We start from the raw sequence: 17,497 nt of genomic DNA, 5'->3' as shown, positions 1-17,497 counted from the left end.
TCGCTACATCAACATGGACGACCTGCGCGAGCACAAGAAGCTCGCCCTACGCCAAGCCGCATGACCAGCAACAGGGCCGCCCCTTTTTGCTGAACTTGACGCACACAACCCGAAGACATCCGGTCGACACCAGCGCCCCTGTGACGGTGAATCATCAGCCACCGTTCTCACCCCTTAATGTCGTGCAGCGTTGGGCACAGGGCAAACGCGAGAATACATCGGAGAGGCAGAGGAAAACATATCCAGAACTCGTCATTATGACTTGCAATATAATTTTTTGGAGCGGAAGATTAATTCATGCCAATTGTCGCCTATTCTACATTAAACTGACCTTTATTAGGATGTAGTAGAAAGCGCTTTGGCCGCAGGCACTTCCGGTGCCATTGTCTACCAGGGCAATACGTATGAGAGGGCCGATGTTACGCCATCTTTCGATCCGCTCAAAACTCCTGGCGCTGTTGCTGCTGAGTGGCGTCCTCTGCATCGCGGTAACCGGCTTGATCGCGGACCGGAGCGGAACGAAGTCGCTACGCCAGTCAATTTTTGGCCAGCTCACGACATTGCGGGAAAGCAAAAAAGCGGAGGTCGAACGTTACTTCGGCCAGCTTGAGCGGCAATTCGTGGCGCTGTCGAAAAGCCCCGATACCGTTTCCGCCGCCGATGCGTTCACGCGCGGGTTCGACGAACAAGACATCGCCAACGTCTCCCCAACCGATCTTCAGGCATTCTATAAGGACAAGTTCATTCCCCATATTACCGGGCTAGGGGTCGATGAGACGCCAAAGTCCTATATGCCGACAAGTGCGCTGTCGCTGCGTCTTCAGACGGACTACATAGCCCACAATCCATATCCCCCAGATGAGAAATATAAGCTTGTCTCGGCTGGCAACGGCAGCGCCTACGACAAGGCCCATGCGTTCTATCATCCCTTTCTGGCTCGTATGGCCGATGCGAGCAATCTGAGCGATATCTCCGTAGTCGATCCCAACACAGGTTATGTGGTCTACACGGTCTACAAGGGGGCCGAGTTCGGCGCGAACCTGAAGGAAGGCCCGCTCGCTCAGACGGGCATTGCGCGGGCCTTCGAGGCAGCCATCCACAGCGGCAGCGTGGTATTTGAAGATTTCAGCCCCTACGCGCCGAGCTACTTTGCACCCGCAGCCTTCATCGCCACGCCGGTGATGGAGGATGGCCGCATGAAGGCCGTCCTGATCGCGGAGGTGATGAAGGATGATCTCGAGGCCGTGATGAGCGCGGATCGTCGCTGGGAGGATGCCGGTCTGGGCAAAACCGGTGAAGTCTACCTGGCGGGCGCGGATCGGACGATGCGAAGCGGCTCGCGCTTTCACGACGAAAACCCAGACCAATATTATAAGGACCTTGCCGAAAACGGTGTCGCCGCAACCGATATCGCCCGTATCAAGCGCTTCGGTTCCGTCATTCTCAATCAGCCCACCATTTCAAGCGCAGTGGATCTGGCCCTGAAGGGAGAATCCGGCACCGACATCCTCACCGATTATCGTGGCGCCGAGGTTCTCGATTCCTGGTCTCCCATCGATGTCCTTGGATCGCGTTGGGCTATCGTGGCGAAGATGGACACGAGCGAGGCGCTGGCCCCGATCGGCAATTTCCGGCAGCGCCTGTTGCAGGTAGGAGCCGCGGCAACTGCCTTGCTGACCTTATTTTCTCTGCTGGCCGCCGGCATATTCACGCATCCGATCAGGGAGGTGCTCAACGGCGTCAATCGCCTTGCTGCCGGCAAGGAAGACACCCGCATAGACGTTTCCGGCCACGACGAATTCAGCGAGCTAGGCCAGGCCTTCAATTCGATGGCCGATGAGATTGCAGCCCGCACGGAAAAGATTGAGCACAAGACGCTCGAATATGAGACGCTGCTGCGGAATGTGTATCCCGACATCGTTGCCGAGCGCATCAAGCTCGGCGATGAAACGGCCGCGGAAGTCGTCAAGAACGTCTCCATCATAGTCCTCAGCATCGAAGGGGTGAACGCGCTCATCACCAACTCTGCCGAGGATACGGTCCGCCGCATGAATGAACTCATCGGCGATTTCGATCAGGCGGCATCGGAAGCGGGGATCGAGAAGCTCTGCACCGTCGGGGAAACCTATTTGGCCGCTTGCGGCCTGTCGTCGCCACGATTGGATGGGCCGAACCGAGCCCTTGAGTTCGTGAGGAAAGCCGCGCTCATCGTCGATCGGCACGCCCAAAGTTGGAGCTTGCCACTCTCAATCAGGGGCGGCGTCGCGATCGGCGATGCCGAGGTCGGCCTGATCGGCCGTCAGCGTACCGTATACGAAGTTTGGGGCGTTACGATGCTGACTGCCCGTCGGATGGTCTTCGACGCAGCGCCCGGTGAGGTCCATGTCACGAAGGCAGTGCTCGACCAACTGCCTGATCCGGAGGGTTTCGCCAAAGGTCAGTCCTTCAATATTCACAACGCCGGTACGGTCGTTACCTGGAAGCGTCCGATCCTGCAGCAGACCGAAACGGGAGTTGCGGCGCAGTGAGTGGCATTGCGGACATGAGTTGGGCAGCGATGGTCGCCTGGACCGCCGTCATCGTTGTTGGCTATCCATTGCTTACGATTGCACTTTCGGAAGCATCGCGGCGGACACCGCAGGAAAGCGGCTCTGACGGCGCGCGCTTCTTGCGTGTGCTGCAGTTTGCCGTGCTGCCGGCGGCCGTTATCTGGGTGCTCATCCACAAGCTGATGTCGCTTCCCGAGCAAAGCTTCTGGATCAAGATCATCGACACGATCGTCGGCATATTGGTGCTCTATGCCGTTCTGCTGATTGCACAAGCCGCGCTTTTTGCAGTGCGCAGCCGCATCAATGGCAGGTTAACCGCACCCAAGCTGTTCTACGAACTCGGCGGGCTGGTAATCGCCGTGGTCGGCGGCGCGATGATCATATCGGCGGTCTGGGATGTGGACCTCGGAACGTTGTTCGGTGCCTTGGGCGTGGGCTCGGTTGTACTCGGTCTCGCCCTGCAGAACGTCATTGGAGGGCTCGCAAATGGGCTGATCGTGCTGTCGGGACGTCACTTCTCGATTGGAGACTGGCTGAAAGTCGATGGCGAATTTGCGAAGGTCGTCCAGGTTGACTGGCGCTCCGTCACGCTGGAAAACGGCGATACCAGGGTGGTTGTGCCGAGTTCTCAACTGTCTTCCTCGACACTGCGCATCCGGCAGGGGCAGCAACCCCGATCGGTTCAGGTTTCGTTGAGCTTCCCAGCGGTTCATTCGCCACAGAAGGTCAAGGCGGCCCTTATGGAGGCGGCCCAAAGCATCGAAGGCGGCTTGCCGGGAACGGCGCACGCGACTGCCGACGAGATTTCGAACGGTTCCATTGCCTATTCAGTTTCCATTGCGGTAGCCGATCCTGCCGCTATGACTGCCGTGCGCGCGGCAATGCTGGAGCGCATCTGGTATGTCTGCCGCCGTCGCGGTCTGGATAGCAGCAATGCCGGCGCCGAAGCCGACGAGACCGAAATTCCGCGACGCGAGCAGATTTTCGTGAGAATGGCCGGTCTTCGCGGAACCGTTGCGGGACTGAACGAACTCGCGGCCGCTATCCGTATCGAGCGTTATGCCGAGGGAGAATACCTTCAGCGGCACGGGGAGCCGGCCGAGAACATTTTCATTCTCCTTTCGGGCGATCTGTCTGTGACGACAGGTCGGGGTCGTGTCGCGGTTGAGCGCCTGGACGCCGGTCAGATGTTCGTCATCCGCGAAATGCTGCGCGGTGCGAAAAGTCCCGTCGACTTGCTGGCTGAGACCGAGAGCGAGGTCATGAACGTTCCCGCCGACGCCATGCAGCGAATGCTCGACAAGAACAGAGGACTGGCCGCGGATTTCGAATCCGCTATAGAAACCCGGACCAAACTTATCGGCACCGTGGTGACTCGGGAACGATCTCAGTGAGACATTTACGAGGAACGTAGCAGCGAGACCGGCCATCCTCAGGCAATGCGTCAGACTTCCTCAACCGCCTGCTAAAGAGTTTGACCGTTTCACGAAAACGGCGAACCGGCTCTACCGCCTTATGTTGACGCAATTCCGGACGGAAGGCTACGGCGAAGTCGCCGAGCCTAACCGCTCACCCTTTTCCTGGAATTGCTCCAAAGAAAAAGGCGTCCTGGAGGACGCCTTGAGAAATGGGATGCTGTCACAACGGGGGCTTGAGCTGAACCTCAGGGGATGAGGAACGGGATTTCTCCCTCAAGTTACACGCGACTATCGGGGTCGTCCCTTAACAAGTCCTTACCGGGCGGCAAAAAAATTTACGAATGTGTACCACCCATGAAATCTAGGTAAATTCGCCGGACAGATTTCGTTAACCATATCGGGGCGTCAGCTTGCCAGTTGGGGCAAGTCGCGGAACAGTTCCAGCGCCTCGGGATTGGCGAGCGCTTCCTTGTTCTTGACCGCGCGGCCGTGGACCACATCGCGCACCGCGAGCTCGGTGATCTTGCCGGACTTGGTGCGCGGGATGTCGGTGACGGCGACGATCCTGGCCGGCACGTGACGCGGGCTGGCGCCGGTGCGGATCCTGGCGCGGATGCGCTTTTCCAGATCCTCGTCCAGTCTCGCGCCGGCGGCGAGCCGCACGAACAGCACGACACGGACATCATTGTCAAAATCCTGGCCGATGCAGAGCGCCTCGAGGATTTCCGGCATCTGCTCGACCTGGTTGTAGATCTCGGCCGTGCCGATCCTCACCCCGCCCGGATTGAGCGTGGCATCGGAGCGGCCGTGGATGATCATGCCGCCATGGGCCGTCCATTCGGCGAAGTCGCCATGGCACCAGACATTGTCGAAACGCTCGAAATAGGCGGCGTGATACTTCTTGCCTTCGGGATCGCTCCAGAAACCGATCGGCATCGACGGGAAGGCCTTGGTGCAGACAAGCTCGCCCTTCTCCTGCCGGACAGGCTTGCCGTCGTCGTCCCAGACGTCGACCGCCAGGCCAAGGCCGGCGCCCTGGATCTCGCCGGTCCAGACCGGCTCGGTCGGCACGCCGAGCACGAAGCAGGAGACGATGTCGGTGCCGCCCGAGATCGAGGCCAGATGCACGTCCTTCTTGATACCGTCATAGACGAAGCGGAAATCCTCCGGCGACAGCGGCGAGCCGGTCGAGGAGATGGTGCGCACGCTCGACAGATCGTGGCTCGCGATCGGCTTCAGGCCGGCCTTGCGAACCGAATCGATGAATTTGGCCGAGGTGCCGAAATAGGTCATCTTCTCGGCATCGGCGAAATCGAACAGCACATTGCCGTCGGGGTAGAAAGGCGAGCCGTCATAGAGCAGCAGCGTCGCGCCGGAGGCCAGCCCCGAGACCAGCCAGTTCCACATCATCCAGCCGCAGGTGGTGAAATAGAACAGGTGATCACCGTCGAGCAAGCCGGCATGCAGCCGATGCTCCTTGACGTGCTGGATCAGCGTGCCGCCCGCCGAATGGACGATGCATTTCGGAATGCCGGTCGTGCCCGATGAGAACAGGATGTAGAGCGGATGCGCGAAGGGCAGCCGCTCGAAGCTGACCGTCCTGGCGGCAAAGGGCGATAGCGCTTCTTCGAGCGCGGCCGCCTTTTCGATGGTGGCGGCGACGTCGCTTGACGTGCCGAGATAGTCGACGATGAGCACCTTGCGCACGCTCGCGAGCTTCTCGGCCACGGCGCGCACCTTGTCGGCCACCTCGATCGCCTTGCCGTTGTACCAATAGCCGTCCGGCGCGATGAAGACGACCGGTTCGATCTGGCCGAAGCGGTCGAGCACGCCCTGCTCGCCGAAATCGGGTGAGCATGACGACCAGACCGCGCCGATCGAGCTTGCCGCCAGCATCGCGGCGATCGTCTCGGGCATGTTGGGCATCATGGCGGCGATGCGGTCGCCGGCCTTGACGCCGAGCGACAGGAAGAGCTGCTGCAGCCGCGAGGTCAGCGCATGGAGCTCGTTCCAGGAGAGCCGGCGCTCGACCTTGTCCTCGCCGCGAAAGACGATGGCCGGGCCGCCGCCGGTCTTCTGCAAAAGGTTCTCGGCGAAATTCAAGCTGGCGTCGGGGAAGAAGCTGGCGCCGGGCATCTTATCGCCGTCGACGAGGTGCTGCTCGCCCTTGTCGCCGACAAGCCCGCAGAAATCCCAGACCAGGCTCCAGAAGGCTTCGCGGTCATCGATCGACCAGCGATGGAGTTCGGCATAGGAGGAGAAAGAAAGCGCGGCCTTCGCTTCCGCGGCTTTCATGAACGCGGTCAAGGGCGCTGCGTCGACGCGCTCCTGCGTCGGGGTCCACAAAGGTGTGTCGGCGGCCATGATCGCTCCTCCCAAAGCGCGTCGCGTTCGAGCCAGTTAAGCCCAACGTCGCCTATGCCATCGTCCCAGAAACGGCGTGCGATTGCGGATCGGGATCGTGCAGACCGCTTATGCATATTGCAGCGCAGCAGAGCAAGATTTTGTTCAGGCGGCCCGTGGCTGCAGCTGCGCAAATGCCATCGCAAGGCCATAAAGACTTGAAAAGCGTCGGCGCTCGGTTACACCCGTCGGGCGATTTTATCGGCAATGAAAGCATAACGGGGCGAAATGCCATCATCTTTGATCCGGCGCGGGGTGTGGGCGATCGGCGTTGCCGTGCTCATCATCGCGCTCGCCGTCGCCGCCTTGCCGCTGATTGCCTCGACGCGCATCGTGCGCGACCGCATCGCCTGGGAATTGAGCGCCTGGAGCGGCTTCAGGGTCACGATCGACGGCTCGCCGCGCATCGAGGTGTGGCCGAATTTCCGGGCCATCCTCAGCGATGTGACGCTGTCGCAATGGACCGAGACCGACGCGCCGCCGGTGGTCGAAGCCGAGCGCGTCGAAGTCAACCTCTCAGCCATGGCCGCCCTGCAGGGCGACGTCGCCTTCTCGACCGCAAGGCTGGTGCGCCCGACGATCAGGGTGCAGCGCATGGCGAGCGGTTTCTATCTGCCGCCGCTTCCGACCGGCGGGCGCATCACGCGCTCGATCGATACCGCGCGCGGCGTGGTCACCGCCAACCCGCAGAAGCCGGATCTCGGCAGATTGCCTTCCGATCCGTTCGGCACCGTCGAATTCCGCGATGGCCGCGTAGTGACTTCGGTTGACGGCAAGGACACCGAAATCCTGAGCAGCCTGAACGGCCAGGTGAACTGGGAAGCGATGAACAGCGATGCGTCGATGACCGCGACCGGCATCTGGCGCGGCGAAAGCGTGCAGGTCGATTTCTCCTCGGCGAAACCGCTGGTGTTGTTTGCCGGGGGCGCGGCACCCGTCACCTTCTCCTTCAAGGCCGCGCCCGCGACATTCTCCTTCGACGGGACGGCCTCGATGTCGGACAATGCCTATCTGGACGGCCAGGCGAAGTTCGCCGCGCCGTCGCTGCGACGCGTGCTGGAGTGGTCGCAGACCGGCATCGCGCCCGGCGCGGCCATCGGCGCGGTCGCGGTCAGCAGCAAGGTGAATGCCTCGGCGGGACGGGCGAAGTTCGAGAACACCACGGTCACGCTCAACAACAATCCGGGCATGGGAGCGCTGGATTTCTCCTTCGCCGAGGGGCGCCCGGTGATTGCCGGGACGCTCGCTTTCGATACGCTGGATTTGAGATCCTTCCTGTCGGCTTTCACGCCTGTCGCGCCGACCGGCGAAACCGGCCCCGGCGACATCGACACAAGCTTCGCCGATCGCATCAACCTCGACCTCAGGCTGTCGGCGGCGCATGCCACGGTGGGACCGGTCCAGCTTGCCGATGTCGCGGCGACCGCGCAGGTCAAGAACGGTCTTGCCGTGTTCGACATATCCGACGCGGCGGCCTTCAACGGCACCATCCAGAGCAGCCTGCGCTTCGACCGCAAGCCGGAAGGCACGCAGGTCGAGATGCGGCTCCTGGCATCGGATGTGGACACGGGAGCCTTTGCCACGGCGGCGGGGATGACGCGGCTGGTGCCGGCCGGCACGGGCACGGTATCGGTCATCCTCAAGGGGCCGGGCAAGGCCTGGAATTCCATCTTCGAGAATGCCGACGGATCGTTCTCGGCGACGTTCGGGCCGGGCACGATCAACGGGCTCGACCTGCAGGCCTTCCTCAAGCGCAACCAGCAAGGCGGCTTCTTCGCGCTCGACGACGTCGCCAACGGATCGCTGCCGATCGACGGCGCCGAGATCAAGGCGAGCATATCGAAGGGTGTGGCGCGCCTGGACAAGGCCGAGATCAATGCGCAGAAATACAAGATCTGGCTGTCGGGCATTGCCTCCTATGTCGGACGCGGTCTGGCGCTCTCGGGCGGCGTGGTGCCCAGTGGACAGCCGGCGCAGCAGCCCCAGCAGGCCAACGGCCAGGCGGCCAGTCCGCCGCCCCCTCCGCCGAACCAGTCGCTGTTCTTCGTTGGCGGCAACTGGAGCGCGCCGTTCATCTCGCCGATCGCACCCGGCGTCACGGGCCAGTAAAGGGGGCGCCGACGGCGCCCGCTCACACTCAACCGCGCTGCGCGGCCTGCTCGTCGAGCTGGCGCTGGATCTCGCGGCGCTTATTTGCGATCGAGGCGATGATGACGCCGACCGCCACCACCGCGATCAGGATCGTGCAGGCGGCGTTGATTTCCGGGGTCACGCCGAGACGCACCTGGCTGTAGATCTTCATCGGCAGCGTGGTGGCGCCGGGACCCGAGGTGAAGCTCGCGATGACCAGATCGTCGAGCGAGAGCGTGAAAGCCAGCATCCAGCCGGAGATGATCGCCGGCAAGATGACCGGCAAGGTGATCTGGAAGAAGGTCTTCACCGGCGGCGCGCCGAGGTCCATCGCCGCCTCCTCCAGCGAGCGGTCGAAGGAGACCAGCCGCGACTGCACGACGACTGCGACGAAGCACATGGTGAAGGTGATGTGGGCGAGCGTCACCGTGAAGAAGCCGCGGTCGAGCCCGACGGCGACGAAAAGCAGAAGCAGCGACAGGCCGGTGATGACTTCCGGCATGACCAGCGGCGCGAACACCATGCCCGAAAAGAGCACTCGCCCCCGAAAGCGGGTGTAGCGGGTCAGCGTGATGGCCGCGAGCGTGCCGAGCACGGTGGCGACCGTTGCCGAGATGACGCCGACGCGCGCCGTCACCCAGGTCGCATCCATCAGGCCCTGATTGTGGAACAGCGACACGTACCATTTGGTCGAGAAGCCGCCCCAGACGGTGACGAGCTTGGATTCGTTGAAGGAAAAGACGATCAGAAGCACGATCGGCAGATAGAGGAAGGCAAAGCCCAGCACGATCGAGGTGATGTTGAAGCGGCTCCAGGTCGAGTTCATCTGCCCTGCTCCTGTGCCTTTGCCTGGGCCTGCTGGAAGAACATGATCGGAATGGTCAGCACCAGAAGCAGGATGACGGCCACGGCCGACGAGACCGGCCAATCGCGGTTTGAGAAGAACTCGTTCCACAGCGTCTTGCCGATCATCAGCGTCTGCGAACCGCCGAGGAGATCGGGGATGACGAACTCGCCGACGGCCGGGATGAACACCAGCAGGCAGCCGGCGACGACACCGGGCAGCGACAGCGGGAAGGTGATCTTCCAGAAGGCGCCGGTCGGCGGACAGCCGAGGTCTTGGGCTGCTTCGATCAGCGAATAATCCATCTTCTCCAGCGAGGAATAGAGCGGCAGCACCATGAAGGGCAGGTAGGAATAGACGATGCCGATGAAGATCGCGGTGTAGGTGTTGAGGATGACCAGCGGCTGGCTGATCAGGCCGGTGGCGAGCAGGACCTGATTGAGCAGACCCTCAGGCTTCAGGATACCGATCCAGGCGTAGACGCGGATCAGGAACGAGGTCCAGAAGGGCAGGATCACCAGCATCAGCAAGGTCGGGCGGATCGTCGCCGGCGCGCGCGCCATGCCATAGGCGATCGGGTAGCCGACGATCAGCGTGAGTATCGTCGATATCGCCGCGATGATCAAGCTCGTCACATAGGCGTTGAAATAAAGCGCGTCCTGGGTGAGCCAGGTGTAGTTGTCGAAGTTGAGCGCGCGGAAGCCGGCGAAGAATCCCGAGACGCCATCCTTGAAGTCGAGCACCGGGGTATAGGGCGGCATCGAGATCGCCGTCTGCGACAGCGAAATCTTGAACACGATGATGAAGGGGACGAGGAAGAAGAACAGCAGCCAGAGATAGGGAATGATGATGACGAGGCGGTTGACGAAGCCTGTTGCCAGCCTCGCCGGCAGTGTCGCGGTTTCAGCCGATGGGGCGGCAGTCGCTGCGATATCGGTCATCTCAGCCCTCCTACCTTGTCAGCACGACGCCGGCGTCGGGCCGGAAGGAAACCCAGGCGCGGTCGTTCCAGGTGAGCGGGTCCTCGGTGATGCGCGAGGCGTTCAGCGCGCTCGCCCGCACGATCTGCCCGTCGTCGAGCTTGATATGATAGACGGTCATGTCGCCGAGATAGGCGACGTCATAGACCTCGCCTTCCAGCGCGTTGACGGCATCGGCCGGCTTTTTCGAGGAAACCCTGATCTTCTCCGGCCGGATCGCGAAGACGATGTCGGAGCCGGCGGTGGCATTGCCGCCATTGTCGACGACGATCTCGGCTCCGGTCGCGCCGGTGATGCGCGTGGTGCTTGCCGTGCGCTCGGCAACCTTGCCCTCGAACATGTTCACATTGCCGACGAAATGCGCCACGAAACGCGACGTCGGCGCCTCATAGATCTCGGCAGGCGTCGCGACCTGCATCACCTCGCCCTTGTCCATGATGGCGATACGGTCGGCCATGGTCATGGCCTCCTCCTGGTCGTGGGTGACGACAACGAAGGTGAGGCCGAGCTCCTGCTGCAGGTCCATCAGCTCGAACTGGGTTTCCTCGCGCAGCTTCTTGTCCAAAGCGCCGAGCGGCTCGTCGAGCAGCAAAACCTTCGGCCGCTTCGCGACCGAGCGGGCAAGCGCCACGCGCTGGCGCTGGCCGCCCGAGAGCTGGTGGGGCTTGCGCTTGGCGAACTGCTCGAGCTTGACGAGCTTCAGCATCTCGGCGACACGCTTTTCGATATCGGGCCCGGGCATGCCTTCCTGCTTGAGGCCGAAGGCGATGTTCCTCTCCACCGTCATATGCGGGAACAGCGCGTAGGACTGGAACATCATGTTGACCGGCCGCTTGTAGGGCGGGATGCCGCGCAGGTCCTGTCCGTCGAGCAGGATGCGGCCCGCCGTCGGCTCCTCGAAGCCGGCGAGCATCCTGAGCAGCGTCGACTTTCCGCAGCCGGAAGCGCCGAGCAGGGCGAAGAATTCACGCTCGAAGATGGTCAACGACAGATTGTTGACGGCGGTGAAGTCACCGAACTTCTTGGTGACCTTGTCGAACTGGATATATGGCTTGGCACTCGGGTCGTTCCATGGCGCGAAATCCCTGCGGATGCTGCCAAGCGATTTCATGATCCCCACTCCGTTACTTTTAAATTCCCCAAAAGAAAGCGACCCCGGCAGTTGGCTGCCGGGGTCGCGTCTCGATGCCTACTGGCCGGTGACGATCTTGGTCCAGGTGCGCGTGATGACACGCTGTGTCTTGGGATCGTATGGCGCGACCGTGTACAGCTTCTTCGTCGTCTCTTCATCCGGATAGACGGACGTATCGTCCAGGATCGCCTTGTCGATGAATTGCTGCGAGGCCTTGTTGCCGTTCGCATAGAGCACATAGTTCGACGATTTGGCGATGACTTCGGGCGTCATCATGTAGTTGATGAACTCGAGCGCGTCGGCGGCATGCGGCGCGTCGGCGGGAATCGCCATCTGGTCGAACCACATCTGCGCGCCTTCCTTCGGCACCGAATAGCCGATCTCGACGCCCTGCTTGGCTTCCACGGCGCGGTTGCGCGCCTGGAAGACGTCGCCCGACCAGCCGATCGCCAGGCAGATGTCGCCATTGGCCAAGGCGTTGATGTATTCGGACGAATGGAACTTGCGGACATAGGGCCGCACCTTCAGCAACGCCTCCTCGGCCTTGGAAATGTCATCGGGCGAGGTGCTGTTGGGATCGAGCCCGAGATATTTCAGCGCCGCCGGAATGACGTCGGCAGGAGAATCCAGCACATAGACGCCGCAATCCTTCAGCTTGGCCAGCTTGTCCGGATTGAAGAAGACGTCCCAGCTGTCGATCTTGTCGGTGCCGAGCGCCGCCTGCACCTTCTTGACGTTATAGCCGAGGCCAACCGTGCCCCACATGTAGTTGACCGAATATTCGTTGCCCGGATCGTATTTGCCGGTGCGCTCGGAAATGACGTCCCACATGTTGGAGAGGTTCGGCAGCTTCGACTTGTCGAGCTTCTGGAACACGCCCGCCTGGATCTGGCGCGCCAGGAAGTTGGCGCTCGGCACGACGACGTCATAGCCGCTGCCGCCGGCAAGCAGTTTTGTCTCCAGTATCTCGTTGGAATCGAAGGTGTCGTAGACGACCTTGATACCGGTCTTCTTGGTGAAGTCGTCAATGATCGAGCTGTCGATATAGTCCGACCAGTTGTAGACGTTGACGACGCGGTCCTCAGCGTGACCGCTTAGTGTGAAAAGCGTAAGAAATGCCGACGTCGCCGAAAGCAAAAGCGCTTTGCGGATCATGGTGTTCTCCTTTGGTGAGTGTTCCCTCGCCGGCTCGTCGCGATATGGCGGGGCGGCGTTGGTTTCAGACTATTGAGCATTCCGGAGAGCGACAAGCGTGAACTGTCCACGCCAGGCTCGATCATGGCATCAAGGTTAGAGGCGTCCCGGCCTCCCCGGCGAGGCGCCCGGGCGGCGTCAACGGCATGCACCGTGGCGTATTGAGAGCTATGACGATGCTGTCCGGCCCTGAGCAGGCCGGCGGAGACACTTGGCAAGATACGCCTGTCTTGTTGTTGCCGTAATCGCAGCCTGCCCGCCCGGCGACTGGGTTGTCAATGGGGAACGCTGCCTATCGTCCTTGATGCATGTCGTTGTCCCAGAACCGCCGCACACTTCTGGGCGACATGCATTGGTCAATTGGGCGACGGGAGGCCGGTGACGCCGGGACGCGCCGGTCGAGCCTGGCGCTTGAACTCCAGGCCGATATGGACGAGCAGCGCCGTGACCACGACGGCGCCGCCGATAATGGTGCGCACCGACGGCACTTCGGAATGGACGAGCCAGACCCAGATCGGCCCAAGGATCGGCTCGAAAGTGCCGAGCAGCGCCGCGATCGCCGCCGGCACCAGCCGCGCGCCCATGGCGAAAAAGGCGAGGCCGACGCCAAGGTTGACGACACCGAAGGCGAACAGGAAGCCCATATCCCGCGCCGAGACCGCGAATGCCGAGGCCTGAGAAGCGGCGAAAGCGCCGGCTAGCAGCGCCGCAAGGCAATTGGCCGGCACCATGCGCACATGGGCAAAGCGGCGGGTAATCACGGTCGCCAGCGAGAACATCACCGCGATCAGCAGCGCCAGGCCGTCGCCGATCGGCGAGACGGCGCCGCCGAGGGATTCGGAGACCATGATGGCGACGCCGGCGATGACGGCGGCGATCGCGATCCAGGTCGCCGGGCCGACCCGTTCGCGAAACAGCAGCCAGGCAAGGAGCGCCGCAAGCAGTGGCACGCCGGCCTGCATCAGCAGGATGTTGGCGACCGTCGTGTAGGCAAGCGCCACCACGAAGCTGGTCGAGGCGGTGGCGAAACAGAAGGCGACGCCAAGGCCTGGCAGGCCCATGTGTCGGAAGAGTTTCAGGGTACCGCGCCAACCGTCACGCCACAGCATGAAGGCAATGAGAAAGGCCACGGCCCAGAGCGAACGCCAGAACACCACGGTCCAGCTGTCGCCGATATGGATGAAACGGGCGATGGTGCCGCCGAAACTCCACATCAGCGCCGACAGGAAGACCAGGAGCATGCCGATCCGCTCCTCGCGCGGCGAGACGGCCGGCAAGGCGGTGGAGGACGAGGCGACAGATGGCGAGGCGGTATCGGTCATGGCAGATGACTGTCAGCGAGTTGCGTTCGACACGATGCACCAAGGATCACAAAGAACTGCGTCTCAATCGCGTAGCGCAAAGGCGCAAAACCGGCGTGATCCAGCATTCGGCGAGGCTTGGGGCACATCCGCCGAGGTCATCCCTGGAAATCGAAGGCGCTGAGGCCCGTCACCATCTCGTCGAGGCCGAGCGGGCGCGTCACCGGCGGCTCGGCGCGCGCAAGGCAGCCGACCCGCTCGCAAAGCCTGCAGGCGGGACCTACCGGCGTGGCGAAGCCTTGCCCGGGCTTGCCGGCAGCTCCGGCCGGTAGCGCCGCGCCATAGACGATCTCATCGCGGAAGCCGATATCGCAACCGAGCAGGAGCGCGGTGCGCCGCGGCCGCTCGGAGAAGGCGCCTTGCGGGCCTTCCAGCGTGCGGGCGATGCAAAGGAACTCGGCGCCATCGGGCATTTCCAGCGCCTCGACCAGTATCTGGCCCGGCTGCGAGAAGGCGGCATGGACGGGAAGCTTGGGGCAACCGCCGCCGAAGCGGCTCTGCGGATAACCCTGGCTGCCGGCCTTGCGGAAGCGGTTGCCGGCATTGTCGACTTCCAGCATGAAGAACGGCACGCCCGACGCGCCCTGCCGCTGCAGCATGGTCAGCCGGTTGGCCGCCTGTTCGAAAGAGACGCCGAAGCGGGAGCGCAAGACGTCGATGTCGTAGCGGGCGCGAATAGCGGCGGCGTGGAAAGGCTGATAGGGCATCATCAGCGCATGCGCGGCATAGCGGCCGAGCTCGAAGCGGGCGAGCCGGCGCGCCTCGTCGGTGCCGAGCTTCAGCGCCTGGACCTCGCCCGCGATGGCCACCGACATGCGCATCAGGCTCGCCTCCATGGCGACTTCGCGCAGCTGGTCGAAGGGCGACAGCCGCTCGGACAGGAACAGGCGCTGCGAATGTCGGTCGTAGCGGCGGCGCCAGTTGGGCATGGTGGCGACCGGCAGCACCTTGACGACGATGCCGTGCTCGCGCCTCAGCCAGGCCTTCAGCGCGCCGGACAGGTCGTCGCCGGGATCGAGCACCGATGTGAAAGCCTCCGCCTCCTCCTCCAGCGAGGCGAAGTGGTTCGGCCGGCGCTCAAACACTTCGTGGACTTCGTCGGCAGGCAGGCGCGCGCCGGACAGCGCGGTCGCCCTGCCTTCCCTGGCCAGAAGCTGGTTGAGGTCGGACAGGCGCTCGGCCTGCTCGCGATAGGCGCGAAAGAGTTTTACCATCGCCGCCGAAGCATTCGGCGCCGTCTCGGCAAGGTCGATCAGCTCCTGATCGCCGGGCAGCTCACCGGCAAGAAGCGGATCGCTGAAGGCTTCGCGCAATGCCGCGATCGAACCCTTTGTCTCGCCCTGAAGTTCGTGCGGATCTACCTTGTAGACGGAGGCGAGCTTGAGAATGAGCTGCACCGTCAGCGGCCGCTGGTTGCGCTCGATCAGATTGAGGTAGGAAGGCGAGATGCCCAGCCCCTCGGCCATCGCCGTCTGGGTCAGGCCCCTGGCGTTGCGCAGCCGGCGCAGCCGCGGCCCGGCGAAGATCTTCTGGTCGGCCATCCCTGCCACCCTTGACAAGAATTTACATGGATATCGAGTCCGGCGCTCGCTTCGCCGCTTTTACAATCGTGACAAATTTACAGAGCTGGCTTGTCAATGGCAACACAGCTTTTCCTTTATTTTCCGAGATATCTGGCGGTTTTTCTAGGCGCCTTTCGCACTGCAATGTAAACGATGTCATACGCAAACGTCGCAGGATATGCCTTTGCGATGCAGCGCTGACGCAATTACCAAATGACCCGGAGTGACCCATGACCGATTTTTACAACCTCGTCCCCTCCGCGCCGGAAGGCCGTTTCGACGGCATCGAGCGCCCCTATTCGCCAGAGGATGTGAAGCGGTTGCGGGGCTCCGTGCAGATTCGTCAGACGCTGGCCGAGATGGGCGCGAACCGGCTGTGGAAGCTCATACACGAGGAGGATTTCGTCAACGCGCTGGGCGCCATGTCTGGCAACCAGGCCATGCAGCAGGTTCGAGCCGGGCTGAAGGCGATCTATCTCTCGGGCTGGCAGGTCGCCGCCGACGCCAACACCGCCTCGGCAATGTATCCGGACCAGTCGCTTTACCCGGCTAATGCAGCGCCGGAACTCGTCAAGCGCATCAATCGCACCTTGCAGCGCGCCGACCAGATCGAGACCTCGGAAGGCAACGGACTGTCGGTCGACACCTGGTTCGCCCCGATCGTGGCCGATGCGGAAGCCGGCTTCGGCGGTCCGCTCAACGCCTTCGAGATCATGAAGGCCTTCATCGAGGCGGGGGCGGCCGGCGTCCATTATGAGGACCAGCTGGCGTCGGAGAAGAAGTGCGGCCATCTCGGCGGCAAAGTGCTGATCCCGACGGCGGCGCATATCCGCAACCTCAACGCGGCGCGCCTTGCGGCCGATGTCATGGGCACGCCGACGCTGGTCGTGGCGCGCACGGACGCCGAAGCGGCGAAGCTGTTGACCTCCGATATCGACGAGCGCGACCGGCCTTTCGTCGACTATGACGCCGGCCGCACGGTCGAGGGGTTCTACAATGTGCGGAACGGCATTGAGCCTTGTATCGCGCGCGCCGTCGCCTATGCGCCGCATGCCGACCTGATCTGGTGCGAGACGTCGAAGCCGGATCTGGCGCAGGCGAGGAAATTCGCCGAGGGCGTGCACAAGCACCATCCGGGCAAGCTGCTCGCCTACAATTGCTCGCCGTCCTTCAACTGGAAGAAGAATCTCGACGACGCGACGATCGCCAAGTTCCAGAAGGAGCTCGGCGCGATGGGCTACAAGTTCCAGTTCATCACGCTCGCCGGCTTCCACCAGCTGAACTTCGGCATGTTCGAGCTGGCGCGCGGCTACAAGGACCGGCAGATGGCCGCCTATTCGGAACTGCAGGAAGCAGAGTTCGCGGCTGAGGCCAAAGGCTACACCGCGACCAAGCACCAGCGCGAGGTCGGCACCGGCTATTTCGACGCCGTGTCGATGGCGATCACCGGCGGCCAGTCTTCGACCACCGCCATGCATGAATCGACCGAGCACGCCCAGTTCAGGCCGGCGGCCGAGTAACGGATAACAACCAGAGGAAACGCCCGCAGGGCACCTACATCGAGGAGAAGACCAATGGCATCGATAAGCCGCGTCAAGGAAAGGGCAGAAGAACAATCGAGCGCGATGAGCGTCGACCAGCAGGCGACGATCCGCATGCTCGCCAACGATCTGCACAGGCTCAACCAGTCGGTCATGAAGGCAGTCGAAGCCGGCGTCTCGGTGGAGTTGGTGCGTTCGGCCAGGCACCATGGCGGCGACGGCAACTGGGGCGACCTTTTGATCCCGGTGATCGTTACCCAGCAGAGCCACACCTGACGTAACGTCAACAGTTTCGGCGAATGTCTCCCGTGCGCCTATACGTTCGGGAGACTGTCGCATTTTTTCGATTTGCCTTCGTCGCCGAGGGCTACGACTTGCGCTGA

The 17,497-nt window shown here is 62.4% G+C and carries 12 protein-coding genes; 5 read left to right on the top strand and 7 right to left on the bottom strand.

Features of this window, described 5'->3' with window-relative positions:
• Positions 1-416: 416 nt before the first annotated feature.
• Positions 417-2,528 carry an adenylate/guanylate cyclase domain-containing protein gene (locus RFM41_RS31530; RefSeq protein ID WP_320253161.1) on the top strand — a complete coding sequence of 704 codons (2,112 nt, stop codon included), beginning with the start codon at positions 417-419 and terminating at the stop codon, positions 2,526-2,528.
• A gap of 29 nt (positions 2,529-2,557) precedes the next feature.
• Positions 2,558-3,943: a cyclic nucleotide-binding domain-containing protein gene (locus RFM41_RS31525; protein WP_320319333.1), complete on the top strand. Its 1,386-nt coding sequence runs from the start codon at positions 2,558-2,560 to the stop codon at positions 3,941-3,943.
• A 429-nt stretch (positions 3,944-4,372) separates the two neighbouring features.
• Here the strand turns inward: RFM41_RS31525 and RFM41_RS31520 are convergent, their stop codons facing one another.
• Positions 4,373-6,331 (bottom strand): acetoacetate--CoA ligase, encoded by a 1,959-nt coding sequence (locus RFM41_RS31520; RefSeq protein WP_320253159.1) that lies wholly within the window; start codon positions 6,329-6,331, stop codon positions 4,373-4,375.
• Between the two features lie 267 nt (positions 6,332-6,598).
• Here RFM41_RS31520 and RFM41_RS31515 point away from each other — a divergent pair, with 267 nt between their 5' ends.
• A complete protein-coding gene (locus RFM41_RS31515; RefSeq protein WP_320253158.1) occupies positions 6,599-8,479 on the top strand; it encodes an AsmA family protein in 1,881 nt (626 codons plus the stop codon).
• Between the two features lie 28 nt (positions 8,480-8,507).
• On the opposite strand, the gene RFM41_RS31510 is transcribed toward RFM41_RS31515, so the two are convergent.
• From RFM41_RS31510 to RFM41_RS31485, 6 genes are all read right to left on the bottom strand, one after another.
• Entirely contained in the window at positions 8,508-9,326 is an 819-nt protein-coding gene (locus tag RFM41_RS31510; protein ID WP_040988184.1) for an ABC transporter permease, read from the bottom strand.
• Positions 9,323-10,285, bottom strand: coding sequence for an ABC transporter permease subunit (locus tag RFM41_RS31505; RefSeq protein WP_320253157.1), 963 nt, complete (start codon positions 10,283-10,285; stop codon positions 9,323-9,325). The genes RFM41_RS31510 and RFM41_RS31505 overlap by 4 nt, the downstream gene beginning before the upstream one ends.
• A gap of 10 nt (positions 10,286-10,295) precedes the next feature.
• Positions 10,296-11,435 (bottom strand): ABC transporter ATP-binding protein, encoded by a 1,140-nt coding sequence (locus RFM41_RS31500; protein WP_320253156.1) that lies wholly within the window; start codon positions 11,433-11,435, stop codon positions 10,296-10,298.
• A gap of 78 nt (positions 11,436-11,513) precedes the next feature.
• On the bottom strand, positions 11,514-12,611 hold the full coding sequence (locus RFM41_RS31495) for a polyamine ABC transporter substrate-binding protein (protein WP_320253155.1): 1,098 nt from the start codon (positions 12,609-12,611) through the stop codon (positions 11,514-11,516).
• A 395-nt stretch (positions 12,612-13,006) separates the two neighbouring features.
• Positions 13,007-13,972, bottom strand: coding sequence for a DMT family transporter (locus tag RFM41_RS31490; protein ID WP_320253154.1), 966 nt, complete (start codon positions 13,970-13,972; stop codon positions 13,007-13,009).
• A 137-nt stretch (positions 13,973-14,109) separates the two neighbouring features.
• A complete protein-coding gene (locus tag RFM41_RS31485; RefSeq protein WP_320253153.1) occupies positions 14,110-15,552 on the bottom strand; it encodes a helix-turn-helix domain-containing protein in 1,443 nt (480 codons plus the stop codon).
• A 251-nt stretch (positions 15,553-15,803) separates the two neighbouring features.
• Here RFM41_RS31485 and aceA point away from each other — a divergent pair, with 251 nt between their 5' ends.
• Complete coding sequence (aceA, locus tag RFM41_RS31480; RefSeq protein WP_320253152.1) at positions 15,804-17,093, top strand: isocitrate lyase; 1,290 nt, start codon at positions 15,804-15,806, stop codon at positions 17,091-17,093.
• A 54-nt stretch (positions 17,094-17,147) separates the two neighbouring features.
• Entirely contained in the window at positions 17,148-17,390 is a 243-nt protein-coding gene (locus RFM41_RS31475; protein WP_027168360.1) for an SMc00767 family acetate metabolism repressor, read from the top strand.
• Positions 17,391-17,497: the final 107 nt, after the last annotated feature.

Origin of the sequence: Mesorhizobium vachelliae, from assembly GCF_033977325.1 — a bacterium.
GTDB classification, from domain to species: Bacteria; Pseudomonadota; Alphaproteobacteria; order Rhizobiales; family Rhizobiaceae; genus Mesorhizobium; species Mesorhizobium vachelliae.
The sequence above is the reverse complement of the archived record's forward strand: the minus strand, read 5'-3'. Positions and strand labels throughout refer to the sequence as shown.

Coding starts and splice junctions, on each gene's coding strand:
- RFM41_RS31530 (WP_320253161.1), top strand. CDS start 417: ATGTTACGCCATCTTTCGATCCGCTCAAAACTCCTGGCGCTGTTGCTG.
- RFM41_RS31525 (WP_320319333.1), top strand. CDS start 2,558: ATGGTCGCCTGGACCGCCGTCATCGTTGTTGGCTATCCATTGCTTACG.
- RFM41_RS31520 (WP_320253159.1), bottom strand. CDS start 6,331: ATGGCCGCCGACACACCTTTGTGGACCCCGACGCAGGAGCGCGTCGAC.
- RFM41_RS31515 (WP_320253158.1), top strand. CDS start 6,599: ATGCCATCATCTTTGATCCGGCGCGGGGTGTGGGCGATCGGCGTTGCC.
- RFM41_RS31510 (WP_040988184.1), bottom strand. CDS start 9,326: ATGAACTCGACCTGGAGCCGCTTCAACATCACCTCGATCGTGCTGGGC.
- RFM41_RS31505 (WP_320253157.1), bottom strand. CDS start 10,285: ATGACCGATATCGCAGCGACTGCCGCCCCATCGGCTGAAACCGCGACA.
- RFM41_RS31500 (WP_320253156.1), bottom strand. CDS start 11,435: ATGAAATCGCTTGGCAGCATCCGCAGGGATTTCGCGCCATGGAACGAC.
- RFM41_RS31495 (WP_320253155.1), bottom strand. CDS start 12,611: ATGATCCGCAAAGCGCTTTTGCTTTCGGCGACGTCGGCATTTCTTACG.
- RFM41_RS31490 (WP_320253154.1), bottom strand. CDS start 13,972: ATGACCGATACCGCCTCGCCATCTGTCGCCTCGTCCTCCACCGCCTTG.
- RFM41_RS31485 (WP_320253153.1), bottom strand. CDS start 15,552: ATGGCCGACCAGAAGATCTTCGCCGGGCCGCGGCTGCGCCGGCTGCGC.
- aceA (WP_320253152.1), top strand. CDS start 15,804: ATGACCGATTTTTACAACCTCGTCCCCTCCGCGCCGGAAGGCCGTTTC.
- RFM41_RS31475 (WP_027168360.1), top strand. CDS start 17,148: ATGGCATCGATAAGCCGCGTCAAGGAAAGGGCAGAAGAACAATCGAGC.